This window comes from Microtetraspora glauca (genome assembly GCF_040656155.1).
GTDB lineage: Bacteria > Actinomycetota > Actinomycetes > Streptosporangiales > Streptosporangiaceae > Microtetraspora > Microtetraspora glauca.
The window spans coordinates 185,264-211,736 of the sequence record NZ_JBFALK010000008.1 but is presented as its reverse complement, the minus strand read 5'-3'; the positions used below and the strand labels follow the sequence as shown (position 1 = coordinate 211,736).

Sequence of the window (26,473 nt, the reverse complement as noted above, 5' to 3'; positions counted from 1 at the left end):
GTGATCGGCAGGAGCCCGGCGAAGGCGAGGCCGCCGGGCTCCTGCCGTGTCGACTAGCAGATCTTGTGGATCCAGTTGTAGGAGTCGGGACGGCTGCCGAACTGGATGCCCATGAGCTCCTCGCGGATCTTCTGGGTGACCGTGCCGGGGGTGCCGTCACCGATCGTCCACGAGCGGTCCGCGCCCTTGACGGTGCCCACCGGGGTGACCACGGCCGCGGTGCCGCAGGCGAAGACCTCGGTCAGTTCGCCCGACTCGCAGCCGGCCTGCCACTCCTCGATCGAGATCCGGCCCTCCTCGGCCTTCAGGCCCAGGTCGGCGGCGAAGGCGAGGATCGAGTCACGGGTGACACCGGGCAGGAGCGTCCCGGTCAGCGCGGGGGTGAGCAGCCGGTCGCCGAAGACGAAGAAGAGGTTCATCCCGCCCATCTCCTCGACGTAGCGGTGCTCGTTCGCGTCGAGCCAGACGACCTGGTCACAGCCCTGCTCGACGGCCTGGCGCTGGGCGACGAAGGCCGCCGCGTAGTTGCCGCCGCACTTGGCGAAGCCGGTGCCTCCGGGGGCGGCCCGGGTGTACTCCGTGGACAGCCACACCGAGACCGGCTTGACGCCGCCCGAGAAGTACGACGCCGCGGGAGAGGCGATCACCATGTAGCGGTACGTCTTCGAGGGGTAGTTCACGCCGAGTCCGACCTGGGTGGCGATGATGAAGGGCCGCAGGTAGAGGCTGTGCCCCTCAGTCGTCGGCACCCACTCCTTGTCGGTCTGGACGAGCAGTTCCAGCGACTCGACGAACGCCTCCTCGGGCAGCTCGGGCATCGCCATCCGCAGCGCGGACTTGTTGAACCTGGCCGCGTTGGCGTACGGCCGGAACGACACGATCGAGCCGTTCGCCTGGCGGTACGCCTTGAGCCCCTCGAACAGTTCCTGCGCGTAGTGGAACACCGCCGTCGCCGGGTCCAGGACCAGCGGCCCGTACGGCTCCAGCCTCGCGTCGTGCCAGCCGCGGCCTTCGGTGTAGTCGATGGAGATCATGTGATCGGTGAAGATCTGCCCGAAGCCGGGGTTGGCCAGTACCTGCTCACGCTCGGCCGCGGTGCGGGCCTGCTGGTTGAGCTGCACGTCGAAGCTGAGCTGGCTGGTCATTACGGCGATCCTTCTCTCTACGTCGTCACATTCATTGTGCGACCTACGGGGAAACCTAAGGCATGAAAGAGGGTATGAAAAAGCGCATGGCGGCCCGACTCGGGCCGCCATGCGCATGGACGAGGTGAGCGGCCCGGCTCAGCCGGCTACTCGGGCGGCGATGTCGTCGCCGATCTCACGGGTCGTCCTGGCGGTCCAGGCACCCTGGCGCTCGACGAGGTCGTCGGCGACCGCCTGCTCGACCTTCCGCGCGTCCTCGGCGAGGCCGATGTGGTCGAGGAGCATGGCGATGGACAGGATCGTGGCGGTCGGGTCGGCCTTGCCCATGCCCGCGATGTCGGGGGCGCTGCCGTGGACCGGCTCGAACATGGAGGGCGCGGTCCGGTCGGGATTGATGTTGCCGCTGGCGGCCAGGCCGATGCCGCCGGCCACCGCCGCGCCGATGTCGGTGATGATGTCGCCGAAGAGGTTGTCGGTGACGATCACGTCGAACCGCTCGGGCTGGGTGATGAAGAACATCGACGCCGCGTCGATGTGGCAGTAGTCGGTCTCGACCTGCGGGAAGTCGAGGCTGACCCGGGCGACCGTGCGGGCCCAGAGGTCACCGGCGTAGGTGAGCACGTTGGTCTTGTGAACCAGGGTGAGCTTCCTGCGCGGCCGCTGGGCGGCCTTCTCGAAGGCGTAGCGGACGACCCGCTCGACGCCGAAGGCCGTGTTGAGCGACTCCTGGGTGGCGATCTCGTGCGGCGTGCCGCGGCGCAGCGTGCCGCCGGCTCCGGCGTACAGCCCCTCGGTGCCCTCACGGACGACGACCATGTCGATGTCCTCGGGGCGGGACTTGCCCAGCGGGGTCTCCACGCCGGGGAAGAGCTTGACCGGACGCAGGTTCACGTAGTGGTCGAGCTCGAAGCGGAGCCGGAGCAGCAGGTCGCGCTCGAGGATGCCCGGGGGGACGCTGGGGTCGCCGACGGCACCCAGCACGATGGCGTCATAGCCGCGCAACTCGTCCAGCACCGCGTCGGGAAGGACCTCCCCGGTCGCGTGATAGCGCTTCGCGCCCAGGTCGTACTCAGTGGTCTCGACCTTGACGCCGACCGCGTTGAGGACCTTGAGTCCCTCGGTGACGACCTCGATGCCGATCCCGTCACCCGGGATCACCGCCAGACGGATGTTGCTCGAATCCATGCATGTACCTTACCTGTCCGTCTCGTAGATCGAACGCAAGGTCTCACTATCCGGGCGGGGTCACCGCGACGGCGCGCTCGAAGACCAGGTCTCGGGCCGTCGCCAGACCGAACGCGAGCGCGCCGAGCAGCACGGCGTCCGCGCCGAGCGTGGACGCCTCGATCCGGGGCGGGCGCAACGCGACCAGCGCGGGAAGCCGCTCGGTCACGGGGCCGATGAGCAGGTCGGCGGCCTGCGTGCCGATGCCTCCGCCCAGCACGACCAGCTCGGGATCGAGTACGGCGACGATCCCGGCGAGCGCGTGCGCCACGTGGTCGGCCTCGGCGGAGACGACCTTGAGCGCGGTCTCGTCTCCCGCCCTGGCCGCGTCGAAGACGTCCTTCGCGGTGGCGGCGATCATACCCAACCGGGCGGCCGCGGCGATCACGCCGTCCGCCGACGCGACCGACTCGAACATGCCGCGCCCCGGATCGGCCCGCGGGTCGCCCTCGCCGACCGGCATGTAGGAGATCTCGCCGGCCGCTCCGCGTGAGCCGCGATAGAGCTTGCCGTCGATGACCACGCCCATGCCGATGCCCGTGCCGAGGGAGACGTAGACGAAATGGGGGACGCCCTCGCCCAGGCCGTACGCGCCCTCCCCCACCGCGGCGAGGTCCACGTCGTTCTCCAGGATGTACGGAGATCCGGTGACGTCGGCGAGCCGTTCGACCGCGCCGGGCAGCTCCCAGCCGGGCAGGTTGGGGGCCACGCGCAGCGCGCCCGTCTCCTTGTCGTGGATGCCCGGAGTCCCGAAGACCGTCAGCGTGATGTCGCCGGGGGCGAGACCGGCCTCGGTGGTGAGCGCGGCCGCCATCTCGGTGAGCTGGGCCAGCACCTCGTCATAGCTCTCCGCCCGGGACGGCTCGTCCCTGCGCGCGACGATCTCACCCACCAGGTCGGCCAGCGCGAACCGTACGTAGGCCCGGCCGATGTCGACGGCCAGCACCCAGCCGGCCTGCGGGCGGATCTCGTAGAGCAGGGCGGCACGGCCCGCGTTGCCCGTACGCAGCCCGACCGGGCGGACCAGCCGTGCACGCTCCAGATCCGCCAGAGCGACGGAGATCGTGGGTTTGGACAGGCCGGTGGCCTGCGCCAGCTCCGGCCGGGAGACCTTGCCCAGCCGGAAGATCTCCGCGAACACCGCACGCTCGTTCATGACCCGGAGCAGGCTGGTCGTGTTGGCGGTCCCGCCGCCCATGCTCACCACGTTCCCCAGGGTGGCATACACGCTCCGGAAGGCAGGCCAGTTGATCAATGGTGGATCGCCCTGCACCATCCGCTCCTCCATGACGTGATCTCGCCTCAACCCCTGGCCATGAAGCTGATAGTAAATTACCTTTCTTATCAACCCTCGGGGTCGTGAGAAAGGAATCGTGTGCCGATGCGACGAGGAATGCTGGCCGTCTCCGTCGCGGCGCTTCTGTTCGGCGCCGCCTGCGGAAACAGCTCCGACACGGAGGCGAAGCCGTCCGAGACCACGGCGGGCGGGGCAGGTGGGGCCGGCGGCGGCAAGACCGTCGCCCTGTTCCTTCCCGAGTCGAAGACGACGCGGTACGAGGCGTTCGACCGCCCGTTGTTCGAGGCCAAGGTCGCGGAGCTCTGCCCGGACTGCCACGTCCTGTACTCCAACGCCGACCAGGACTCGGCCAAGCAGCAGCAACAGGTCGAGGCCGCCCTCACCCAGGGGGCCGACGTGATCGTGCTCGACGCCGTGGACGCCGCCGCCGTCGCGCCGCTGGTCAACAAGGCCAAGCAGAAGAAGGTCCCGGTGATCGCCTACGACCGGCTGATCTCCGGCATCGACTACGAGTACTACGTCTCGTTCAACAACGTCCGTGTCGGCGAGATGCAGGGCCAGGCGCTGCTGGACGCGCTCAACGCCAAGGGCACGGCGGGCAAGGGACAGATCGTGATGATCCACGGCTCGCCCACCGACCCCAGCTCGGCCGACTACAAGAAGGGCGCGCACAACATCCTCGACGGCAAGGTCACGATCGGCCGGGAGTTCGACACGCCCGACTGGAGCCCGGACAAGGCCCAGCAGGAGATGGAGCAGGCCATCACCGCGATCGGCCGCGACAACATCGTGGGCGTGCTGTCCGCCAACGACGGCATGGCGAGCGGCGCCATCGCCGCCATGAAGCGGGCCGGCTACACGACCATGCCGCCGATCACCGGGCAGGACTCCGAACTGGCGGCCGTGCAACGGATCCTCAGCGGCGAGCAGTACATGACGATCTACCTCGACATCCGGGCCGAGGCGGAGAGATCGGCGGAGCTCGCCGTCGCGCTGGCCAAGGGCGAGAAGCCGGCCGCTCCCGACAAGGCGAACAACGGCACGGCCGACATCCCGGCGTACCTGCTCGACCCCATCCCGGTCACCGTCGACAAGATCGCGGACACGATCATCAAGGACGGCTTCTACAAGGCGGCCGACGTCTGCACGCCCGAACTCACGGACGCGTGTGCCAAGGCGGGCATCAAGTAGATGATCTCGGCGACGGACATATCCAAGCGGTACGGCGCGGTCCAGGCCCTCCAGGGAGTGAGCCTGGACCTCCGCCCCGGCGAGGTCGTGGCCCTGGTCGGCGACAACGGGGCGGGGAAGTCGACCCTGGTCAAGGTCATCGCGGGCGCCGTCAGCCCCGACTCGGGAGGACTCGTCATCGACGACCGGCCCGTGCACGTCGGCACCCCTCACGACGCCCAGCGACTGGGCATCTCGACCGTCTACCAGGACCTCGCCCTGTGCGAGAACCTCGACGTGGTGGCCAACCTCTTCCTCGGGTCAGAACGGCGGCGGTTGTCGATCCTCAGCCATATCCGGATGGAGCGATCCGCGCGCGACCTGCTCACCTCGCTCGACGTGCGCATCCGCGACATCCGGGTGCCGGTGGCGATGCTCTCCGGCGGCCAGCGCCAGTCCGTGGCCATCGCCCGCGCGCTGATCGGCGAGCCCCGGCTCGTCATCCTCGACGAGCCGACCGCCGCCCTGGGCGTCGAGCAGACCGCCCAGGTCCTCGACCTCATCCGGCGGCTGCGCGAGCGTGGCCTGGCGGTGCTGCTCATCTCCCACAACCTCGCCGACGTGCGCGCGGTCAGCGACCGCGTCGTGGTCCTGCGCCTGGGCCGCAACGCCGGCGAGTTCCGTACGGCCGACGCCTCTCAGGAGTCGATCGTGGCCGCGATCACCGGAGCCGCCGCATGACGAACGCCGCCACCACGGTGCGCAAGCCCTACACGCCGAAGGAGGCCGTCGAGCGGTTGCGGCACGGGGACCTCGGCGCGTGGCCGGTCGTCGGCGGGCTGATCGCGATCGCGATCGTCTTCGGGTCGCTCAACGAGCACTTCCTGTCCCCGGAGAACCTCACCAACCTGGCCCTCCAGATGGCGGCGACCGGGACGATCTCGCTCGGCATCATCATGGTGCTGCTGCTCGGCGAGATCGATCTGTCGGCGGGATCCGTCAGCGGCCTGTGCGCCGTGGTCATGGCCATCCTTTCCGAACGGATGCACTGGAACCCGCTCCTGGCGATCCTCACCGCCCTGGTGGCGGGTGCCCTCGTCGGACTGCTGCACGGGCTGATGTTCACCCGGATCCGGATGCCGTCGTTCGTGGTGACGCTGGCGGGCCTGATCGGCTGGCAGGGCCTGCTGCTCTACCTGCTGGGCTCGGGCGGCATCATCAACCTGCCCTTCGACGGATTCGTCGCGAAACTGAGCGACACGTGGTTGCCGTCCTGGCTGGCCTGGACGGTGGCCGCGGCGCTGGTGACCGTCTACGCGGCGTCGGGTCTGATCGGCCGGCGGCTGAGGATCGCCGCCGACCTGCCGGTGACCGCCACGTGGTGGCCGGTCGCCAAGGTCGGGGGCCTCGCGATCGTGCTGGCGGGATCCGTACTCGTGATGTCGGCGGACCGCGGCGTACCGCTCCTGCTGGTGATCTTCGGCGGGCTGGTGGTGGTTCTCGACCTGGTCCTGCGGCACACCGCGTTCGGCCGGTGGATGTACGCCGTGGGAGGCAACGTCGAGGCGGCCCGCCGGGCGGGCATCGGCGTGACGCGGATCCGCGTGCTGGCGTTCGTGTTGTCGTCCGTACTGGCGGCCTTCGGTGGCATCCTGGCGGCCAGTCGCCTTTCCGCCGTCAACCAGGGGTCGGGCGGCAGTGACATCCTGCTCATGGCGATCGCCGCCGCGGTCATCGGCGGCACGTCGCTGTTCGGCGGCCGCGGGCGGACGTACGCGGCGCTGCTCGGCATCCTGGTCATCCAGTCGATCACCAACGGCATGTACCTGCTGAGCGTGGACTCCTCGGTGCGGTACATGGTGACCGCCGCGGTCCTCGCCCTCGCCGTCGCGATCGACTCCCTGGCCCGGCGCGGCAGCACCACGTAAGCACGGACCACATCACATGGGCACGGAGCACACGGCCACGGAGCACATGGGCACGGGCCACACAGCCACGTGGTCCCGCGAGCACGGGGCCACGTGACCTTTCGACGGGTGTCAGCGCTCCGGCGACCCGCCGTTGTCACGGCGGTCGAGCGCGGTCTGCAGTGCGTCGGCCGCCTCGTCGTGGACATCCTCGGCGTTGTTCCAGGGATACATGTCGTACATGATCGATCTCATTCGTGCGTACGGAACGGAATGAAACGGGACGGAATCCGATCGCGGATCCGGAGACAGGGCCGCACCGAGGGCGCGGATCGCGCGCCCATGGGCGAAGAAGGGAACTCATGACCGGCATGACGCCGCACACCGCGGCGGGTCTACCGGTCTGCCCTTGATCAGGCCCCGCCGCGGCAGATGATGAGTACGAACACCTGGCGCGCCATCTGCGTCAGATTACCCCAGAATCTCGTAGGACGACCTAGTATCTCAATATTCGAGACAAGAGCCGTGGTTCTCCGCAGCACGCGAGGCAACGAGTCGCCTCTAATTGCGCCCCGAGCCCGCGCGCGTGGGAGCGAGGCACGAGCGACCCCGAGCGAGGAGGGCACGAGTCGCCTCAAAGGCGCCCCGAGCCCGCCGAGCGGAGCGAGCGCCAATAAACACAGCAGGCCCGCTCCACTGGTGTGGAGCGGGCCTCTTCGACGTGTGATCGTGCGGTCGGATCAGTCCTCGAGGTCGACCGTGCGGCCGCTGTCGGCGCCGATCTCGTTCATGATCTGCTCGACGACGTCGGCCGGGATGGCCGAGTCGACGGTCAGCGCGGTCAGGGCCTTCCCGCCCTTCTCACCACGGGCGACCTGCATGGAGGCGATGTTGACGCCGTGCTCGCCGAGCACCCGGCCCACGATGCCGACGATGCCGGGGCGGTCGGCGTAGGTGAAGAAGGCCAGGTGGTCGGTGGGCTCGATCTCCATGGCGAAGCCGTTGACCTCGACGATCTTCGTGATCTGCCGGGGGCCGGACAGCGTACCGGAGACCGAGACGGTGCGGCCGTCGGCGAGCACGCCGCGCACGGTGATGACGTTGCGCCAGTCGGGGCTCTCGCCGCTGGTGACCAGTTCGACCACGGTGCCGCGGTCCTTCGCGAGCAGCGGGGCGTTGACGTAGGTCACCGTGTCCTCGACGACATCGGCGAAGACGCCCTTGAGCGCGGCCAGTTCGAGCACGCGCACGTCCTGTCCCGCGATCTCGCCGCGCACTTCGACGTCGAGCTTGGTGGCGACCTCGCCGGCGAGCGCGGTGAAGATGCGGCCGAGCTTCTCGGTGAGCGGCAGGCCCGGCTTGACGTCCTCGGCGACGGCGCCGCCCTGGACGTTGACGGCGTCGGGCACGAACTCGCCGGCCAGGGCCAGCTTGACGCTGCGCGCGACCTGGGTGCCGGCCTTCTCCTGCGCCTCGTGCGTGGACGCGCCGAGGTGCGGGGTGACGACGACCTGGTCGAACTCGAACAGCGGGCTGTCCGTGCACGGCTCCTTGGCGAAGACGTCGATGCCGGCGCCCGCGACGCGGCCCTCCTTGAGCGCGGAGTACAGCGCGTTCTCGTCGATGATGCCGCCGCGCGCGACGTTGATCAGCCGGACCGACGGCTTGACCATGTGGAGCTCGCGGTCGCCGATGAGACCGACGGTCTCCTTCGACTTGGGCAGGTGCACGGTGATGAAGTCGGACTGCTGGAGCACCTCCTCCAGCGACGCCAGCTTGACGCCCATCTGGGCGGCGCGGGCCGGCTGGAGGTAGGGGTCGTAGGCGATCAGCTCGACGCCGAACGGCTGCAGGCGCTGGGCGACCAGCTGGCCGATCTTGCCGAGGCCGAGGATGCCGACGACCTTCTCGTCGAGTTCGACACCGGTGTACTTGGAGCGCTTCCACTCGCCGCCCTTGAGGGCGCTGTGGCCCTGGGCGACGTTGCGGGCGCTGGCCAGGATCAGCGCGACCGTGTGCTCGGCGGCGCTGGTGATGTTGGACGTCGGAGCGTTGACGACCATGACACCGGCCTTGGTGGCCGCCTCGACGTCGACGTTGTCCAGGCCGACCCCGGCGCGGGCCACCACGCGCAACTTCGGCGCGTGCGCGATGGCCTCGGCGTCCACCTGGGTGGCGCTGCGGACGATCAGCGCGTCCACGTCGGCGAGCGCGGGCAGCAGCTGGGATCGGTCGGCGCCGTCGGTGTGACGGACCTCGAAGTCCGCGCCGAGCACGGCCAGACCGGCATCGGACAGCTCCTCTGCGACAAGGACGACGGGCTTGTTCACTGGCGATCCTTAGGAAAGTGCGGCTGCACGGACACGCGTGAGTCTATCCGGGCCTTGTGAAAGCTCTCACGAGCGACCGGTATGCGAGACGTACGGGTCCCTGGAGATCATCACGAATCGTGAGATTCACTCACATGTTCGCTAACTGATGGCTTTACCCAAGATGGACCGGTCCCATCCAGAGAGGCTCTATCTTGGTATTGATCGCACACATTCTTCACGATTAGCCTGATAAGCCATGGTTCGCTACCTATCGTTCAGCCTATGAGCATCGGGAACCCTTCTCTCGGCGACGTGCTCGCGCAGCACGGTGGCCCGCAACGCCTGCTCGCGGCTCTCGCCGAATGGGGAATCCTGGTGGCCGTCCGGCCTGACCGTTCCGTCGTGCTCGGCACGACGCAGAGCGGCGAGCGCGTGCTGCTCGGTTACACCGCCCCGGCGACCTACGCCCGTCACCGGGGCAGCCACTCCCTGTCGGCCTGCGACGCCGAGACCATTCTCGACATCCAGCGCGTCACCGGCGTCCGGGAGATCGTGATCGACGCGGCCGGCCCCGCGGCCGCCGCCGTACCGATCGAGGATCTCCAGCGGTATCTCACGTCGGCACGGAGCGGCGCCTCCGCCGCCCTGTCGGCGCCGAGGTCCGCACCGGCGCCCACGGCGTACGCCACGGGAGCGATGGCCACCGTCGCGCGGGCGCAGGTGACGCAGGCGCCCCCCGCACCGGTACGTACTCCCTCCCCGCCCCCCACTCCCTCTCCCGGCCCCCTCTCACCGTCCTGGATTCCGGCGCCGCGGCAGCATCTGTCCGGCGCGATGCAGGTGGTCGATCCCGGGTACCGCAGGACACATCACCCGATCCTGCCCGCATTGCGGGTCGCGATCGCGGAGATCCTGCGCGACCTGCCGCTCGTCCACCACGTGTGGATCTCGGAGGCCCGGACGGTCTCCGGCTCGTCCGGCATCATGCTGCACGTCAAGGTGCACACGTCGGCGGCCGAGGACATCGTGCGGGACATCCATCGCGGGGTCCGCGCCCGGCTGCCGCAACTCGCGGCCAGCGAGGCGCCGGTCCTCATGGCGCGGGTGGCCGACGCCCACACGGAACGCCGGATGATCGAGATCGGAGCGCACGTGGTCTGCGCGGACGTCCGCGGTTAGTGGCCTGTCACGCGACCTTCACCGGGTAGCCGGTCCCGCTTCCGACGGGTCCGGCACGCGCTGTGTCTTGGCGATGAGGTGCGGGCCGGTCGACGTTGGGCGATCGGTCCTCGCCCGGGATCCCGAGGAGGCATGACGGCCGCCGCGCGGGCGGTCGCTGTCAGCGCCATGTCGTCGCGCCCGCAGATCGATGGCGTTGGCTGCCGAGGTCGCACGAGGACCACACAGGTCAGCGAATGAGACTGAACGGGCCCACCAGGCATGTTTCATCCGACCACGGCAAGGGAAAATGCCCACCCTGCGAGGCCATCAAGAGCTTGCGGCCGGTCGTTGAAGGCGGGCAGGTGGCCGCCGACGCCACAGTGGCGGTGAAACGGCGCCGCACTGTTATCGATGTGGGGGTTCATCTTGGCGGCTCTGTCCCTGCCGCTGGCGTTGAAGATCATCGTTGTGGATCCCGGCTGACGGCGGCCGGCCATGGACAGCTTCGGCGACGCCCTGATCGGTGACTGGCACCATGCCGCCTATGCCGCGGTCAAAGGGCTGGCGTTGTTCCTGACCGCCGCGGTGGCCTTCCGGCTCACCGAGCGCCGCACCATGGCGGAGTTCGCCCCGTTCGACTGGGTCGCCGCCGTCGCGGTCGGTGCCCTCGTGGGACGTACCGCCACCGCGTCCGATGCCTCATGGCTGACCGGGACCGCGGCGTTGCTGGCCATCCTCGCCGGCCATGCGGCCATCACCAGGCTGCGGTTTCTCCCGGTCATCCGTCGGCTCGTCGACCCGCCACTGCGGATCCTCATCCGGGACGGGCACGTCAACCAGGGGAACCTGCGCCGTTGCGGGCTCACCGAAGCCGACCTCGACGCCGTGCTACGCCAGCACGGGCACCACAGCACGGCCGGCATCCACCTCGCCATCTTCGAAGCCAAAGGCGCCGTTTCCGTCCTGCCGCACCAACCGGCCGAACCGCCCCCGACCACCGCTACAGGGTGATCCGCGACGACCACGCCGCAGCGACCGCTGAGGCGGCCGGTCCCCGTGAGAAGCTCGACGCCGCCGAAGCGGAGACACCGCGCCGCCCGGGCCGATCGGACGGCGAAGGACGTGGCCACCTCCTTGCCGTGAAGATGGCGGCACCGCGCCCCCGATCCCGACGGACCTCTGCCCGCACCGCCTGAACCTGGCCCGACAACACGGTGCCCGAGTCGGCAGCTACGGGCGGACAACCGGCACCAAAGCATGCGTCCTTGCCCGTGGCTTTCCGCGCCCTCGCCCGAGGCGATGAAAGACTGACGCGAGGCACGCTGGTCGCGTGGCAGGGCGACCTGCGCCAACGGGGGGTGCCATGGCCGACGGTAACGACGTCTTCGACGTGATCGTGATAGGTGCCGGACCGGTCGGGGAGACCGTCGCCGGCCGCGCCGTACGGGGTGGTCTGACGGCGGCCGTCGTCGAGGAGCGCTTGGCGGGCGGTGAGTGCGCCTACTACGCGTGCATCCCGAGCAAGGCGCTCCTGCGGCCCGTGGATCTGGCGGCCGAGGTGAGCCGGATGCCGGGGCTGGAGCTGCGCGGCCCGATCGACGCCGCCGCGGTGCTGGCCCGCCGCGACGAGACCGTGTCCCACCTCGACGACGGCGGCCAGGTGAGCTGGATCGAGAACGTCCCGGCGACGTTCGTCCGGGGCCGGGGACGCCTGGCCGGGCCTCTGCTGGCCGAGGTGACGACACCGGACGGCGGCACCCGGACGCTGCGGGCCCGGCACGCCGTCGTCATCGCGACAGGCAGCGATCCCGCGGTTCCCGACGTGCCCGGGCTGCGGGAGGCGCGCCCGTGGACGAACCGGGAGGCGACCAGCGTCCAGCAGGTGCCGAAGCGACTCGTCGTGATCGGCGCCGGGCCCGTCGCCTGCGAGATGTCCCAGGCGCTGCACGCCCTCGGCGCCCAGGAGACGACCATGCTCGTACGCGGCGACCGCCTGCTCGCCCGGACCGAGCCGTTCGCCGGCGAGTTGCTGGCGAAGTCGTTCCAGCAGTCGGGCATCGACGTGCGCTTCGGCCGCTCGCCCGTACGTGTCGAGCGCCCGATCCCGGGCGGCCCGGTGACCGTCCACATCGACGACGGCACACGGATCGAGGCCGACGAGATCCTCGTCGGCACCGGCCGCCGGGCGGCCGTCGGCGACATCGGCCTGGAGACGGTCGGTCTGCAGGCGCACGGACCGATCGAGGTGGACGCGAGCATGCGGGCGACGAGCGTCCCCGACGGCTGGCTCTACGCCGTCGGCGACGTCAACGGGCGCAACCTGCTCACCCACATGGGTAAGTACCAGGCCCGGGTGTGCGGCGACGTGATCGCCGCCCGCGCCAAGGGCCTCCCCGACGACCTGCCGGCGCTCCGCGACACCGCCGACGACCGGGGCGCCCCTCAGGTCATCTTCACCGACCCGCAGGTCTGCGTGGTCGGGCGCACGGAGTCCCAGGCCCGCGCCGACGGTTTCGCGGTACGCGCCGTGGAGTACGACATGGGCGCGGTCGCCGGCGCGTTCCTCCAGGCCGACGGCTACACCGGCCGGGCGAAGGCGGTCGTCGACGAGGACCGCCGCGTGCTGCTCGGCGTCACCTTCGCCGGCCCCGCGGTGGTCGATCTCCTCCACGGGGCCACCGTCGCGGTGACCGCCGAGGTCCCCCTCGACCGGTTGTGGCACGCCGTTCCGGCGTTCCCGACCGTGAGCGAGATCTGGCTCTATCTCCTGGAGGAGTGCGGCCTGTGACGTTCGCCGTGGTGCGCCCGGTACGCGTTCGCTGTGCATCCGCTGTGAATTCGCCGCGCGTCGCCGGTGTCCGGTGCCGCGGGCGCGTTCTCGCGGTTGACGAGACCGTTTACCGGATGGGCCTCACCTGAGGCGTCATCGTGTCCGGCTCGTGTCTTCCGGCCAGGCGCTTGCTCGGCTTGAATGTCGCCCATGGTCTCCCCGGCGGCGACGCCCTCCCCCCTGACCGTGTCCCGTGGCGTTCGGCTCGGCTATGCCGTCGGGTCGTTCTGCACCGCCAACTTCTCCGCGATCCCCGGCCTGCTGCTGCTGATCTACATGACCGACGTACTGGCGGTCCCCCCGCTGCTCGCGGGCGTCATCGTCTTCCTGCCCAAGGCCTGGGACCTGGTCATCAACACCCTCGTCGGCCAGTGGTCGGACCGTACGGTGTCGCGCTGGGGTCCGCGCCGGCCGTGGATGCTGGCCGGGTCGATCATCCTGCCCCTGTCCTTCGGGCTGATGTTCATCGGGCCGCCGCTGACGGGCACCTCCGCCGCGATCTTCGTTGGGGTGACGTTCCTGGTGGCCGCCACCGGATACGCGCTGTACGAGGTGCCGTACAAGGCGATGCCGGCCGAGATGACCACCGACTACCACGAGCGGACGTCGCTGCTGCAGTGGCGGATGGTATTCGTCGCGATCGCGATCGCGATGAGCGGGATCCTCGCGCCCGCCCTCGCGGGGAAGTCGATCGAGGGGTACCGGCTGATGGGCCTGATCTTCGCGGTCGTCCTGCTGGTCTCCATGTTCGGCTCCTTCTTCGGCACCGCGCGCGCCCCGTTCACCGGGCCGCAGGAGGCCGAGGGGACGCTGCGCGGCCAGCTCGCCGCCGCGCGCACGTCGAAGCCGTTCCTGTGGCTGCTCGCCCTCTGCAGCGCGCAGACTCTCGCCGCGGGCGTGATGCTCGCGGGCGCCCCCTACTTCGCCGCGTACACGCTGGGTGACACCGGCGCCACCAGCACGCTGTTCGCCGCGCTCGTCGGGCCGATGCTGGTCACGATGCCGCTGTGGGTGTGGCTGGCCCGCAGGCTGGACAAGCGCGGCGCCATGATCCTCTCCGGCACGCTGTTCACCGTCGGCGCCCTGCTCGCCGTCGCCACTCCCTGGCTGGGCTCGCTGTACGCGCACCTGTGCGTGGTGGTCGTCGGCGTGGGCTACGCGGGGCTCCAGCTCCTGGGGTTCTCCATGCTCGCCGACGTCATCGCCTACGACGGCGCGGTCAGCGGCAAGCGCCGTGGCGGCGTCTTCACCGGGTTGTGGACGGCGGTCGAGAGCGCGGTGCAGGCGTTCGGCGTGACGATCTACGGCGCGGTGCTCACCGTCGGCGGCTTCCTCTCCTCCGATCCGGCGAACCCGGTCACCCAGCCGGACAGCGCGTACACCGCGGTCATCGTGGGCCTGACGATCGTCCCGGCGCTGATCGCCCTGGCCGGCGTGCTGATGACGCTCAAGTACGACCTGACCGCGGAGCGCATGGCGGGCGCGACCGCCCCCGCGACCACCTGATCCCGGCGACCGACGACCAGGTTCGGCACCGAGATCGTCCGATCCATCCCGTCCGGTGGCCGTGCGTGACGGGTCGATTACTGGCATCCTCTACGGGACCAACGTGACCAGTAACGCCGAGCCATACGGAAACCACGGTGCACAACAAGGATCGTTCAAATCTCGTCCGTCAGGCCGTCTACGCCATCCAGCACCCGGGCAGGGTCCCGCGCCATGTCCGCCGGCTGGCGAGGGACACCTGGCTGCGCCTGCGCAGTCCCGACCACACGAGCTACTACCGGGCCGTGATGCGGTCGGACACCGCGCGCAGTCCGTACTCGGCGGTGGGCAGCAAGTCGCGCGAGCGCTGGATCAAGATGGGGCGGACGCAGTTCGACTACCTGCTCAAGCACGGTCTGCGGCCCGAGCACCGCGTCCTGGAGATCGGCTGCGGCAACCTGCGCGCCGGCCGGTTGCTCATCGACTATCTGGACACGGGCCACTACTTCGGCATCGACATCTCACCCGACATCCTCATCGCGGCGCAGAACACGATCGTCGACTACGGCCTGCGGGAGAAGCTGCCCAATCTCACGCCGGTCAGGGACCTGAAGTTCGCCTTCCTGCCGGACCGGCACTTCGACGTGGTGCACGCGCACAGCGTGTTCTCCCACTCGCCGCTGCACGTGATCGAGGAGTGCTTCACCCACGTGGGCCGCGTCCTGGCGCCCGACGGCTGGTTCGACTTCACCTTCGACCGCACGGAGGGCAAGGAGCACCAGGTGCTCCGCGAGGACTTCTACTACCACACCGAGACGCTGGTCGACCTGGCCGGACGGCACGGGCTCGTGGCGACCTTCATGGAGGACTGGGAGAGGCTTCCTCCCAAGCAGTCCAAGATCCGCGTCACGCTGCCCGGCCGGAACGGCCACGCCTGATCGCGTACGCGCTGAGCCCGTCGGAGCCGGTGGACGCCAGTCGAGACGGGGCGAGGGCACAGCGCGAACACACCGGCCCAGATGTTCACTTGCCCCCCAACCGTGTGCCGTATGTTCCCCGGTGGTTGGCGGGCAAGTAGCGACATGCCAGGACTTATGCCACCCGGCGCGAAAGCCTTACCCGCGTACGGGTGAACAGCCCGGCCACGAGGGCGGCCGCCAGTGGCAGCCCCACAGCCCCAGCCACGAGCGTCAGCCAGGGGATGGCGATCGCGATCTCCGGGGATGGCAGGCGATACCCGTTGAGCGCCGTGTCGGGAGGCAGGTGATGGAACTGGATGACGGCCCGCATGGCGAGAGCGGCACCGGGCGGCAGGCCGGCGAGCAGGCCCACCGGCACGCCGAGACCGGCGATGAGGGCCGCCTGCCCCGCGACCACCGCCCGGCGGGTCCGGGGCGGCGCCCCCGTCGCGGAAAGCGTGTCCAGATCCCTACGCGAGTCCGCGGCAGCGAGAGCCGTCGCGGTGAAGGTCGCACCGAACACGATCACTGCCGTCGCGATCACGAACACCAGCAGTCGCTGCCCGATCTCCACGCGCGGGCCACGCTCCACCGTGACCGCCACCCTCGACGTCACCGCCCGCACGGGAGCGCTCAGTCGTTGCTCCTCCGCCGGGCTGAGCCGCTTGATCCGGGGATCGACGAGGAGATGGGAGAGCTTCACCGCGTACCCGCGCGACGTGAACGCGGACGCCGGAGCCACCCCCGCGACCTCCGTGGGACCGTCGACCTTCACGATCGTCGCGGGCAGGGACATCCGGACCGATCCCGCGTCCGGGCTCATGTTCCTGGAGAACAGGTGGAGCCGGACCTCGTCGTTCCGGACCGCCGCGGGGTTGAACACGATGGCCCGGCCCGCGGCCAGGGCCGCCTCCGCCGCCGGGTCCGTACGACCCAGGACATAGCGCAAAAGGTCCGGGCCGCCCAATGGCAGCTCATCCAACGAGCCCTTCGACACATGGCATTCGTAACACCCCCGGTCCGTCAGCTGCACGGACAACGATTCCCCCTTCTCGTCGACGGGACGGAGGGCCTCGACCAGCGGCACCCCCGGCAACGTCTTCGCCACGATGGGCCGAATCGCGCGCCACGACTCCTCGGTGACATCGGCGCCGTAGACGGCGGTCGTGCCCGGTGCGAACGAGTATCGATAGGTCTGCTCCCACCGGACGACGTCACTGGCCACCACGACGGAGACCATGCTGAACGCGGCGGTGGCGGCCATGACCGCCACGACGGCGGGAGCCGTACGTCCCCGGTTGCGGGCACCGTCGCGGACGGCCAGCCGGAACGGCAGCGGAAGACGCCGTGCCAGCGGACCGATCCGGCTGATCACCCAGGGCGTGACGAGCACGAGGCCGAGCTGGCCGAGCAGCGCCCCGGCGAGGATGGCGTTCTCCCCGTTCCAGACGCCGTACGTAAGGGCGGCGAGGCCCGCCACGACGAGGATCGCCCCCAGCAGGGGCCGCCCGGCACGGTCACGACGCGTGTCGCGCCGGTCGGCCAGGGCCGCGGCCACGTCCCAGCGAGCCGCCTGTACGGCGGGCACGACGGCGGCGGCCAGCCCGCTCAGCGTGCCGAGCGCGACGACCAGGGCGACCTGGCCGAGGGGCACCTCGAACGGCCCCAGCTCTCCATCGGGCCACTGACCGAGAACGGTGACGACGACGCGGGCGACGCCCACACCCAGGACCGCACCGAGTACGGAGGCGCCCGTCCCCAGGACCAGGCCGTCAGAGATCACCATGAGTTTCAGCTGGCGGGCCGAACCGCCCTGGGCAGCGATCAGGGCCAGCTCCCTGCGTCGCCGCCGGAGCCCCACCGCGAAGGCCGGACCGGCGAGCAGGACGACCTCGATCACCATGATCGCCGTGACCAGCGTCACCGTCTGCACGGCGTTCCACCTGACGCCGGGCTCCTCCACCGCGTCGACCAGCCCGTCACCGATCGGCGGCGGATCGTCGAGAACGGCTCTGGACAGCACGCTGAGCCCCTTCTGGTTCATCTGGAGCACCCGGTCCCAGGTGAAAGGCTCCCGTGACTCGACGAGCCAGCCGCGTTCGAGATCAGGATTCCCGCGGACCGGCACCGTCCCAGGAAGGGCGATGATCTGGCGGACGCCATGCCCGACCGAGGCCGGAAGGTCAGCCACGACACCGACGACGCGCTTCGCGACGCCGTTCCTGGTGACGCGCAGCGTGCTCCCCACCGCCGCTCCGATCCGGTCGCTCACCGCCACCTCGTCGTCCGCCTGCGGAAACCTGCCGACGAGCAGGTGGAACATGCCCCGCGTGATGGGATCGCGCGCGTCCACCTCGCGGACCACCGCGCCCCTGTAGCCGTCGCGCTCCTGGTACTCCTCGCTCACCTGGCGGGACGGGATCACGCGGGCACCTGGGCCGAGCACGGCCTCGATCTCGGCTTCCGTCATCGGAGGCCGTTCATCGGGCCCGGCGAGGCCGGGCTCGGTGATGTTGAGCCCGGTGAACCATGAGGATCGCGTGGGGCTCTGCCTGATGGGACCGGCCACCCCGGTGTCGGTCACCAACGCGGCGGCGGAGCCCAGATCCCAGCCGGTCCGCTCACGCGGATCGAGGTCACCGGTCGCCGTGTACGTACTGGCGACGGTGAAGGCGAGCACGGGCAGGCCGATCATGATCATGATGAGCAGGCTGCGGCCTTTCGCCCGCCAGGCGTCGCGGCGGGCGATACGTAACGCGGCGCGAAGCGCGCTCATCGGGCGCTCACCAGGCCCGCCGCCGCGGAGTCGACGATCTCTCCGTCCTTCAGGAACACCACCCGGTCGGCCCAGGCGGCGTACCTGGGCTCGTGGGTGACGACGAGGACGGCCGCGCCGGCGTCCGCCTTCGCGCGCAGAAGCCGCAGGATCTCGTCCCCCACGAGGGTGTCGACCGCCCCGGTCGGCTCGTCGGCGAGGAGCAGCCGCCGCTCCCCCACAAGCGCCCTGGCGATGGCCACCCGCTGGCGCTGGCCGCCGGACATCTCGTCCGGGAAACGGTCCGCCAAATCGCCCGCGCCGACCTCGCCGAGCACGGCACGGGCCTCCTCGCGCGCCCTCGCCGTACGGACTCCGTCCAGTTCGCGGGGAAGCATGACGTTCTCCGCGGCGGTCAGCGACGGGATGAGGTTGAGGTCCTGGAACACGTAGCCCACGTTCCGCCTGCGCAGCGCGGCCAGCCCGGCGGCCGACAACCCTCCGAGCTCGACGCCTTCGACCTGGATGTGTCCCGATGACGGCCGGTCGAGGCCGCCGGCGAGGTTGAGAAGGGTGGATTTGCCCGATCCGGATGGTCCCATCACCGCGACCAGCTCTCCGGCGGCGACGTCGAGGCTCACCCCTTTCAGCGCGTGCACGGCGCCGGCGCCGTCGCCGTGCAGGCGGGTCACCTCGACGAGCCGCGCCACGGGGGCTGCGGCCGTGCCCGGATCGGGATCTGGATCGCGTGTTGTCACATGCCCTCCTTGGGGGATGCGGCGAGGACGGCTTCGCAGTGCGCGAGCCAGCGTTGCTCCGCCTCGGCCTGGAAGATCATGGAATCGAGGACGAGCCGCTGGGCGGCGCCCGCGCCGCGCTTGGCCCGCGTGAGCTCCTGCAGGGTCCGCATGGTCGCGGAACGCTGGGCCTGCACGACCCGCGCCACGTCGACGCCCGGGGCGGTGATGGCCATGGCGAGCTTGATGACCAGCTCGTCACGGGGCCGGTCGGCCTGGGCCACCGGTGTGGCGAACCACCGATCGAGCTCGGCCCGCCCCTTCTCGGTGATGGCGTAGACCATGCGGCCCTGTTCGTCCTGCTCACCGGGGGCGACCAGCCCGTCCCGTTCCATGCGCGACAGCGTCGTGTAGACCTGGCCGATGTTGAGCGGCCAGGTCGCCCCTGTGGACGCTTCGAACTCCGCGCGTAGCTGGTACCCGTACCGAGGGCCCTGGGTGAGCAATGCCAGCAGGCCGTGCCGGATCGTCATGAATACTGAGTATGCATACTCAGTATGCTCTCGGCAACCTCGACTTTCCGGCCACGGACGGGACCGATCCACATCGCCATGACCAGCGAAAATCGGACCAAAGTGACTAGCTTCGCGCTAGGTCAGATACCAAAGAAAACATCCATTTACTGGGCATAGCGCCATCAAGGGCGTCCATAATGCTGACTCCATCCAGCTCGTTACCCCCAACACTGGAGGATTCGTGCGCACAACCGCTCTGACCATCCTTGGTCTCGGAAGCGCGGTGGCGATCGTCATGCCCGCCGTTCCCGCGAACGCAGCGACCACGCAGGCCGCCGCTCAGGCCGCCACGCAGGCCAGGTGCCGCGTCGTCGCGGCGAAGCCGCAGGTCACGCAGAGCAGGCAGATCCGCGCGGTGGCGACGCGGACCGGCTGCGCCGAGCGGGCCCGCGTCCGCGTCCGGATCGTCAGGGTGCTGCCCGGACCGGACCGGATCGTGAAGAGCGGCTCCACCATCGTGCGCAACGGCAGGATCGCCACGAGCCTCAGCTGCGTGCCGGGCACGTTCTTCACCACCGTCGCGGACACCCACGGGCACATCTCAAAATCCACGAAGGTCCGCCTGACCTGCGCGACCACCGACCCGGACGGTTCCGGCGGCACCGGTTCCGGCGGTTCGAGCTCCGGCGGTTCGAGCTCCGGCGGTTCGAGCGTGGGCACCGAGCTCGAGAACGAGGTCGTACGGTTGACCAACGCCGAGCGGGCGAAGGCGGGCTGCGGCGCCCTCACACATGACGCCAAGCTGCGTGCCGCGGCCTTCGGACACTCGGCCGACATGTCCGCCAAGGGATACTTCAGCCACACCTCCCAGGACGGTCGCAGCTTCAGCGACCGCATCAAGGCGACCGGGTTCTCCTTCACCGCCGCGGCGGAGAACATCGCCAAGGGCTATCCGACCGCGGCGGCCGTGGTGAAGGGGTGGATGGACAGCCCCGGACACCGGCAGAACATGCTGAACTGCGCCTACACGCACATCGGCGTCGGCCACGCCGCGGCGGGCGGGCCGTACTGGACCCAGGACTTCGCCAGGGGCTGACAGGTTCGAGTAATCCCAAACAGCGAGGAATGTGCCGGTCGGCTGGACACCCCATGTTTCCCCGGCGGATACTCCTGACATGAGCTCGACGCACCCTCCGGTTCGCGCATCCGACGGGGACCGCGAGCGCGCGCTCAGCGAGCTCCGCGACCGCGCCGCCGAGGGGCGGCTCTCCATGGAGACCTTCGTCGGGCGCGTCGACATGGCGCTGCGCGCGCGCAGCACGGGCGAGCTCGACGATCTCATCTCCGACCTGCCGCATCGCGGGCGCTGGCGCCGGCGCATCACCGAGGCCGTCTCCTCGGTGTCGGACCTCACCACCAGGATCGAGGCCGCCTGGCGCCGTCCCCGGCTGCCCCGGCTGGCCCTCCCCGCCGACAGCCGGATTCGTTACGTCGTCGGCCGCGGCTCCGCCTGCGACCTGGTGTTGTCGGACGTGACGGTCTCCCGCGTGCACGCCGAGCTGCGCCGCGAGGAGGAGTCGTGGCTCCTGGTCGATCTGGGATCGCTCAACGGCACCCGGCTGAACGGCTGGCGGCTGGTCGGATCGGCGCGGGTGCGTCCGGGTGACGAGATCGCCTTCGGCGACTGCGTGTTCCTGGTGACCAGCCCCGCCTGACGCCCGCCCGACGCTCAGCCCGACCCACAGGTCCCGACGAACGTCCGGGACGCGTGCGTCCGCCCGGCAGCCTCCATATACGCATATTTCCGTATTGATGCCAGTGCGATGGTTCCTCATGATCGCGGAAAGCCCACTCATGCTGGAGCGACTGTGCGCTTATCACGACGAACCTCGATCATGCTGGCCTCCGCGGTGCTGATCACCGGGGTCGCGGGCTCGGGAATCCCCGCCCACGCGCTCGACCCCGCCCCCGGCGTCAGCGACCTGATCCACGACATCGACCAGATCCTCAGCGACTCCCGGCTCACGATGGCGCGTGCGGGCGTGGTCGTGCGCAACGCCACCACCGGCGAGGAGCTGTACACCCTCGACTCGGGCAAGCTGTTCGCCCCCGCCTCCAACACCAAGCTGCTCACCTCCGCCGCCGCGATGGAGACGCTGGGCGCGGACTACCGGTTCAGCACGGAGGTGCTCTCCAAGGGAAGGGACCTCTACCTCAGGGGCACCGGCGACCCGACCATGCTCGCCGCCGACTACGACGCGCTCGCCGCCAAGGTGGCCGCGTCCGGCGTCAAGGTCGTCACCGGGCGGCTGGTCGTCGACGACACCTGGTTCGACGACGTACGGCTCGGCACTGACTGGACGTGGGACGACGAGCCGTACTACTACGCGGGCCAGATCTCCGCGCTGACGGCCTCGCCCGACACCGACTACGACGCGGGCTCGGTCGTCGTGTCGGTCGCGCCCGGCGACGGGCCGGGCAAGCCGGCCAAGGTGACGACGACCCCCGACACCGACTACGTGAAGATCGTCAACAAGGCGGTGACCGGAGACGACACCGACGTGCTGGTCGAGCGGCAGCACGGCGGGAACACCGTCGTGATCACCGGGACCGTGGCCGAGCAGTACGACGAGTGGGTGGCGGTGTGGGAGCCGTCCCTCTACGCGGCCTCCCTCTTCCGTAAGGGGCTGGCCGCCCACGGCGTACGCGTCATCGGCTCGACCGTCCGCGAGGCCACCCCCTCCGGGGCGAAGACGCTGGCCACCCGCGAGTCCATGCCGCTCAGCCAGCTGCTGACCCCGTTCATGAAGCTGAGCAACAACATGCACGCCGAGATCCTCACCAAGGCGATGGGCCGAAAGGTCTCCGGCGAGGGCACCTGGTCCGCCGGGCTCGCGGTGACCACGGCCTTCGCCAGGGCGAACGGCGTGGGGACGCTGAGACTCCGTGACGGCTCCGGCCTGTCCAGGGTGGACGGGCTCACGCCGTCGGGCATCACGTCACTGCTCATCGCCGCGAAGGGCAAGCCGTGGTTCCCGGCCTGGTACGACTCGCTGCCCATCGCCGGGCAGGCGGACCGGCTCGTCGGCGGCACCCTGCGCAGCCGCATGCGCGGCACCCCGGCCGCCGGGAACGTGCACGCCAAGACCGGTTCGCTGACCAGTGTCACCGCGCTGTCGGGCTACGTGACGAGCGCGGACGGCGAACCGCTGGTCTTCTCGATCCTGACCAACGGCTACCTCTCCGGAGCCCCCAGGGATCTGGAGGACCGGATCGCGGTCAGGCTCGCCCAGTTCACCCGCTCCGCCCCGGTGGACGCGGCGGCCGGGACGCTCCGTGCCGAGACACCGGCCGAGACGCCGCAGGGTGACGACCTCGAATGCTCCTGGCGCAAACCGGTGGAGTGCTGAACCACTCGGGACGCGTACGGCCTCGCCCGGCCCGATGAGACGCGGACAGTGCCGCTGAGCCGCGCGGGAGGCTGATGGCCGGCCCGGCCGTAGGAGAACGCGAATCGGCGCCGTCCCCGTCGACGGGGGCGGCGCCGATTCGCGATCGGAACTACTGGGACTTGAGCCAGCTCATCATCGGACGGAGCTTGGCACCGGTCTGCTCGATCGGGTGGCCGGCGAGCTCCTCGCGGTACTTGTTGAAGTTGCCCTGGCCCGAGTCGAACTCCTCGACCAGCTCGCGGGCGAAGCGGCCGTCCTGGATCTCGTCCAGGATGCGGCGCATCTCCTTCTTGGTCTCCGCGTTGACGACGCGCGGGCCGCGGCTGTAGCCGCCGTACTCGGCGGTGTCGGACACCGACCAGTACATCTTGGAGATGCCGCCCTCGTACATGAGGTCGACGATCAGCTTCATCTCGTGCAGGCACTCGAAGTACGCGACCTCGGGCTGGTAGCCCGCCTCGATCAGGGTCTCGAAGCCCGCCTTGATCAGCTCGGAGACGCCACCGCAGAGGACGGCCTGCTCGCCGAACAGGTCGGTCTCGGTCTCCTCGGTGAAGGTCGTCTTCAGCGCGCCGGCGCGGGTGCCGCCGATGCCCTTGGCGTACGACAGGACGAGCGGCCAGGCGTTGCCGGTCGCGTCCTTCTCGACGGCGACGAGGCAGGGCACGCCGCGGCCGGCCGAGAACTGGCGGCGGACCAGGTGGCCCGGACCCTTCGGGGCGACCATGGCGACGTCCACACCCTCCGGGGCCTCGATGAGGCCGTACCGGATGTTGAGGCCGTGGCCGAAGAACAGGGCGTCACCCGCGACGAGGTTCGGCGCCACGTGCTCGGTGTAGAGGTGACGCTGGATGTGGTCCGGCGCCAGGATCATGGTGAGATCGGCCTCTTCGACGGCCTCCGACGGCGAGAGCACGCGCAGCCCGTCGGCCTCGGCCTTCTCCCGGCTCTTGGAGCCCTCGGGCAGACCGACGCGCACGTCCACACCGGAGTCGCGCAGGCTCAGCGCGTGGGCGTGGCCCTGGCTGCCGTAGCCGAGCACGGCCACGTGCCGTCCCTGGATGATCGACAGGTCGGCGTCGTCATCGTAGAAGATCTCAGTCACTTGCTTGCCTTTCAGTGATTTATTCGGCTACGCGGTGCGGTCCAGCGCACGAAGCGAGCGATCGGTGATGGAGCGGGCACCGCGGCCGATGGCCACCATGCCGGACTGCACGAGCTCCTTGATGCCGTAGGGCTCCAGAACCCGCACGAACGCCTCCAGCTTGTCCACCGTTCCGGTGACCTCGATGGTCACCGCGTCCGGTACCACGTCGACGCACCGCGCGCGGAACAGGTTGACCAGTTCGAGGACGTGCGACCTGCTGTCCGCGTCCGCCCTCACCTTGATCAGCATCAGCTCGCGCTGCACCGACTGGGCGGTGTCCAGCTCCACGATCTTGAGGACGTTCACCAGCTTGTTGAGCTGCTTGGTGACCTGCTCCAGCGGGAGTTCTTCCACGCTGACCACGATGGTCATCCGGGAGATGTCGTCGTGCTCTGTGGGCCCGACGGCCAGCGAGTCGATGTTGAAGCCTCGCCGGGAGAACAGGCTGGCGACCCTGGCCAGCACACCGGGCTTGTTCTCGACCAGCACCGACAGCGTGTGCCTGCTCATCAGTCCTCGTTCTCCCACTTCGGCGCCATGTCTCGGGCGTACTTGATGTCGTCGTTGCTGGTGCCGGCGGCGACCATCGGCCAGACCATCGCGTCCTGATGGACGACGAAGTCGACCACCACGGGAACATCGTTGATCTCCATGGCCTTGCGGATCGTGGCGTCGACGTCCTCCGGTCGTTCGCAGCGCAGACCAACACAACCGTACGCCTCGGCCAGCTTGACGAAGTCCGGGATCCTCCGGACCGTCTGCAGGTTCGTGTTGGAGTACCGCTGGTTGTAGAACAGCGTCTGCCACTGGCGAACCATGCCGAGATTACCGTTGTTGATGACGGCCACCTTGATCGGCACACCCTCGATGGCGCAGGTGGCCAGCTCCTGGTTGGTCATCTGGAAGCAGCCGTCGCCGTCGATCGCCCACACGGTGGACTCGGGCCGCCCCATCTTGGCGCCCATCGCGGCCGGGACCGCGAACCCCATCGTGCCCGCGCCGCCGGAGTTGATGAACGTCCCCGGGTTCTCGTAGCCGATGAACTGCGCCGCCCACATCTGGTGCTGGCCGACGCCCGCCGTGTAGTACGCGTCGGGGCCGACGATGGCGCTCAGCCGCTCGATGACGTACTGCGGAGCGAGGGAGCCGTCGGCGAACTCCTCGTAACCCAGGGGGTAGGTCCGCCGGTAGCCGTCGAGCAGGGTCCACCACTCGTCGAAGTCGCCCTTGCGACCGTCGGCGTGCTCATGCTCGATCGCCGCGATCAGGTCGCTGATGACCTCGCGGCAGTCACCCACGATCGGCACGTCCGCGTGGCGGTTCTTGGAGATCTCCGCCGGGTCGATGTCGGCGTGGACGACCTTGGCGTGCGGCGCGAAGCTGGACAGATCGCCGGTCACGCGGTCGTCGAAGCGGGTGCCGAGCGCGATGAGCAGGTCGGACCGCTGAAGCGCTCCGACGGCCGACACGCTGCCGTGCATGCCGGGCATGCCCATGTGCTGGCGGTGGCTGTCGGGGAAGGTGCCGCGTGCCATCAGCGTCGTGACGACCGGGATGCCGGTCAGCTCGGCCAGCCGCAGCAGTTCGGGGGCCGCGCCCGCCTTGTGCACGCCGCCGCCGACGTAGAGGACGGGCCGCTTGGACTCCACGATCAGCCGGGCCGCCTCGCGGATCTGCTTCGAGTGCGGACGGGTGACCGGACGGTATCCGGGCAGCTGCAGGACCGGCGGCCACGAGAACGTCATGGTGTCCTGCATCGCGTCCTTGGCGATGTCGACCAGGACCGGGCCGGGCCGCCCCGTCGAGGCGATGTGGAACGCCTCGGCGATCGTCCGGGGAATGTCGGCGGCCTCGGTGACCAGGAAGTTATGCTTCGTGATCGGCATCGTGATGCCGGAGATGTCCGCTTCCTGGAAGGCGTCCGTGCCGATCAGGGGCGTCGCCACCTGCCCGGTGATCGCGACGATCGGCACCGAGTCCATGTACGCGTCCGCGATGGCGGTGACCAGGTTCGTCGCACCCGGACCGCTGGTCGCCATGCAGACCCCCACCTTGCCGGTGGCCTGGGCGTATCCCTCGGCCGCGTGGCCGGCGCCCTGCTCGTGCCGTACAAGCACGTGCCGGACCTTGGTCGAGTCGTAGAGGGGATCATAGGCCGGGAGGATGGCACCGCCCGGGATCCCGAACACCGTGTCGACCCCGACGTGCTCCAGCGCCCTCACGAGGGCCTGGGCACCTGTCATCTGTTCGGTCATCGGCTCGTTCCTTGTGGCTGAGCTGTCTGTCTGCTGGCATAAAAAATGCCCCGTCCGCCGATGCGGATCTGGGGCGCGCGCAGGACCTAGTGCTTCGTCAGGCCGCGCGCCTGCGAAGTACT

At 69.7% G+C, this 26,473-nt stretch carries 21 protein-coding genes and 1 pseudogene; 11 read left to right on the top strand and 11 right to left on the bottom strand.

Annotated features, from left to right (window positions below; translation table 11 throughout):
• Positions 1 to 53: 53 nt before the first annotated feature.
• From AB0I59_RS16955 to AB0I59_RS16945, 3 genes are all read right to left on the bottom strand, one after another.
• A complete protein-coding gene (locus AB0I59_RS16955) occupies positions 54 to 1,145 on the bottom strand; it encodes a branched-chain amino acid aminotransferase (RefSeq protein WP_061255059.1) in 1,092 nt (363 codons plus the stop codon).
• 138 nt (positions 1,146 to 1,283) lie between these two features.
• Positions 1,284 to 2,330: a 3-isopropylmalate dehydrogenase gene (locus AB0I59_RS16950; protein WP_061255060.1), complete on the bottom strand. Its 1,047-nt coding sequence runs from the start codon at positions 2,328 to 2,330 to the stop codon at positions 1,284 to 1,286.
• Positions 2,331 to 2,376: 46 nt separating this feature from the next.
• Positions 2,377 to 3,315, bottom strand: a complete 939-nt coding sequence (locus tag AB0I59_RS16945) for an ROK family protein (RefSeq protein WP_374462271.1) — start codon at positions 3,313 to 3,315, stop codon at positions 2,377 to 2,379.
• Between the two features lie 435 nt (positions 3,316 to 3,750).
• Between AB0I59_RS16945 and AB0I59_RS16940 the strand changes: the two genes are divergently transcribed.
• Genes AB0I59_RS16940 through AB0I59_RS16930 form a run of 3 tightly spaced genes read left to right on the top strand, consistent with a single transcriptional unit; the run spans position 3,751 to position 6,764 of the window.
• Complete coding sequence (locus tag AB0I59_RS16940; protein ID WP_061255062.1) at positions 3,751 to 4,857, top strand: sugar ABC transporter substrate-binding protein; 1,107 nt, start codon at positions 3,751 to 3,753, stop codon at positions 4,855 to 4,857.
• Entirely contained in the window at positions 4,858 to 5,577 is a 720-nt protein-coding gene (locus AB0I59_RS16935; RefSeq protein ID WP_061255063.1) for an ATP-binding cassette domain-containing protein, read from the top strand.
• Positions 5,574 to 6,764, top strand: coding sequence for a sugar ABC transporter permease (locus tag AB0I59_RS16930; RefSeq protein ID WP_358133675.1), 1,191 nt, complete (start codon positions 5,574 to 5,576; stop codon positions 6,762 to 6,764). Before AB0I59_RS16935 ends, AB0I59_RS16930 begins: the two co-directional genes overlap by 4 nt.
• Before the next feature lie 719 nt (positions 6,765 to 7,483).
• Here the strand turns inward: AB0I59_RS16930 and serA are convergent.
• Positions 7,484 to 9,073, bottom strand: coding sequence for a phosphoglycerate dehydrogenase (serA, locus tag AB0I59_RS16925; RefSeq protein WP_228641467.1), 1,590 nt, complete (start codon positions 9,071 to 9,073; stop codon positions 7,484 to 7,486).
• A gap of 264 nt (positions 9,074 to 9,337) precedes the next feature.
• Between serA and AB0I59_RS16920 the strand changes: the two genes are divergently transcribed.
• Positions 9,338 to 10,234 carry a hypothetical protein gene (locus AB0I59_RS16920; protein WP_061255066.1) on the top strand — a complete coding sequence of 299 codons (897 nt, stop codon included), beginning with the start codon at positions 9,338 to 9,340 and terminating at the stop codon, positions 10,232 to 10,234.
• Between the two features lie 266 nt (positions 10,235 to 10,500).
• On the opposite strand, the gene AB0I59_RS16915 is transcribed toward AB0I59_RS16920, so the two are convergent.
• Positions 10,501 to 10,680, bottom strand: coding sequence for a hypothetical protein (locus tag AB0I59_RS16915; RefSeq protein ID WP_358133672.1), 180 nt, complete (start codon positions 10,678 to 10,680; stop codon positions 10,501 to 10,503).
• 31 nt (positions 10,681 to 10,711) lie between these two features.
• Between AB0I59_RS16915 and AB0I59_RS16910 the strand changes: the two genes are divergently transcribed.
• The 4 genes from AB0I59_RS16910 (at position 10,712) to AB0I59_RS16895 (ending at position 15,469) form a co-directional block, all read left to right on the top strand.
• Positions 10,712 to 11,227, top strand: coding sequence for a DUF421 domain-containing protein (locus AB0I59_RS16910; RefSeq protein ID WP_061255067.1), 516 nt, complete (start codon positions 10,712 to 10,714; stop codon positions 11,225 to 11,227).
• Positions 11,228 to 11,579: 352 nt separating this feature from the next.
• A complete protein-coding gene (locus tag AB0I59_RS16905) occupies positions 11,580 to 13,004 on the top strand; it encodes a dihydrolipoyl dehydrogenase family protein (RefSeq protein WP_358133669.1) in 1,425 nt (474 codons plus the stop codon).
• Between the two features lie 192 nt (positions 13,005 to 13,196).
• Positions 13,197 to 14,552, top strand: a complete 1,356-nt coding sequence (locus tag AB0I59_RS16900) for an MFS transporter (RefSeq protein ID WP_358133667.1) — start codon at positions 13,197 to 13,199, stop codon at positions 14,550 to 14,552.
• A gap of 137 nt (positions 14,553 to 14,689) precedes the next feature.
• Positions 14,690 to 15,469, top strand: a complete 780-nt coding sequence (locus tag AB0I59_RS16895; RefSeq protein WP_358133664.1) for a class I SAM-dependent DNA methyltransferase — start codon at positions 14,690 to 14,692, stop codon at positions 15,467 to 15,469.
• Between the two features lie 154 nt (positions 15,470 to 15,623).
• Here the strand turns inward: AB0I59_RS16895 and AB0I59_RS16890 are convergent, their stop codons facing one another.
• From AB0I59_RS16890 to AB0I59_RS16880, 3 genes are read right to left on the bottom strand one after another with little or no spacing between them, the layout of a single operon-like run.
• Positions 15,624 to 18,266: an FtsX-like permease family protein gene (locus AB0I59_RS16890; protein ID WP_358133661.1), complete on the bottom strand. Its 2,643-nt coding sequence runs from the start codon at positions 18,264 to 18,266 to the stop codon at positions 15,624 to 15,626.
• The gene (locus AB0I59_RS16885) at positions 18,263 to 19,003 is read right to left on the bottom strand and encodes an ABC transporter ATP-binding protein (protein ID WP_061255072.1); all 741 of its coding nucleotides are present in this window, start codon (positions 19,001 to 19,003) and stop codon (positions 18,263 to 18,265) included. The genes AB0I59_RS16890 and AB0I59_RS16885 overlap by 4 nt, the downstream gene beginning before the upstream one ends.
• Positions 19,000 to 19,515: a PadR family transcriptional regulator gene (locus tag AB0I59_RS16880; RefSeq protein ID WP_061255073.1), complete on the bottom strand. Its 516-nt coding sequence runs from the start codon at positions 19,513 to 19,515 to the stop codon at positions 19,000 to 19,002. Before AB0I59_RS16880 ends, AB0I59_RS16885 begins: the two co-directional genes overlap by 4 nt.
• A gap of 223 nt (positions 19,516 to 19,738) precedes the next feature.
• On the opposite strand from AB0I59_RS16880, the gene AB0I59_RS16875 reads away from it, so the two are divergent.
• From AB0I59_RS16875 to dacB, 3 genes are all read left to right on the top strand, one after another.
• Entirely contained in the window at positions 19,739 to 20,593 is an 855-nt protein-coding gene (locus tag AB0I59_RS16875) for a CAP domain-containing protein (protein ID WP_358133658.1), read from the top strand.
• A 79-nt stretch (positions 20,594 to 20,672) separates the two neighbouring features.
• Complete coding sequence (locus AB0I59_RS16870; protein ID WP_061255075.1) at positions 20,673 to 21,212, top strand: FHA domain-containing protein; 540 nt, start codon at positions 20,673 to 20,675, stop codon at positions 21,210 to 21,212.
• Between the two features lie 180 nt (positions 21,213 to 21,392).
• Complete coding sequence (gene dacB / locus AB0I59_RS16865; RefSeq protein ID WP_358133655.1) at positions 21,393 to 22,907, top strand: D-alanyl-D-alanine carboxypeptidase/D-alanyl-D-alanine endopeptidase; 1,515 nt, start codon at positions 21,393 to 21,395, stop codon at positions 22,905 to 22,907.
• Between the two features lie 151 nt (positions 22,908 to 23,058).
• On the opposite strand, the gene ilvC is transcribed toward dacB, so the two are convergent.
• The 3 genes and pseudogenes from ilvC to AB0I59_RS16850 form a co-directional block, all read right to left on the bottom strand.
• Positions 23,059 to 24,045 (bottom strand): ketol-acid reductoisomerase, encoded by a 987-nt coding sequence (gene ilvC / locus AB0I59_RS16860; RefSeq protein WP_061255244.1) that lies wholly within the window; start codon positions 24,043 to 24,045, stop codon positions 23,059 to 23,061.
• A gap of 36 nt (positions 24,046 to 24,081) precedes the next feature.
• Positions 24,082 to 24,606 carry an acetolactate synthase small subunit gene (gene ilvN, locus AB0I59_RS16855; RefSeq protein WP_061255077.1) on the bottom strand — a complete coding sequence of 175 codons (525 nt, stop codon included), beginning with the start codon at positions 24,604 to 24,606 and terminating at the stop codon, positions 24,082 to 24,084.
• Positions 24,606 to 26,372 (bottom strand): annotated as a pseudogene (locus tag AB0I59_RS16850) (acetolactate synthase large subunit); the annotation flags it as partial. The pseudogene AB0I59_RS16850 and the gene ilvN, both read right to left, overlap by 1 nt.
• Positions 26,373 to 26,473 lie beyond the last annotated feature (101 nt).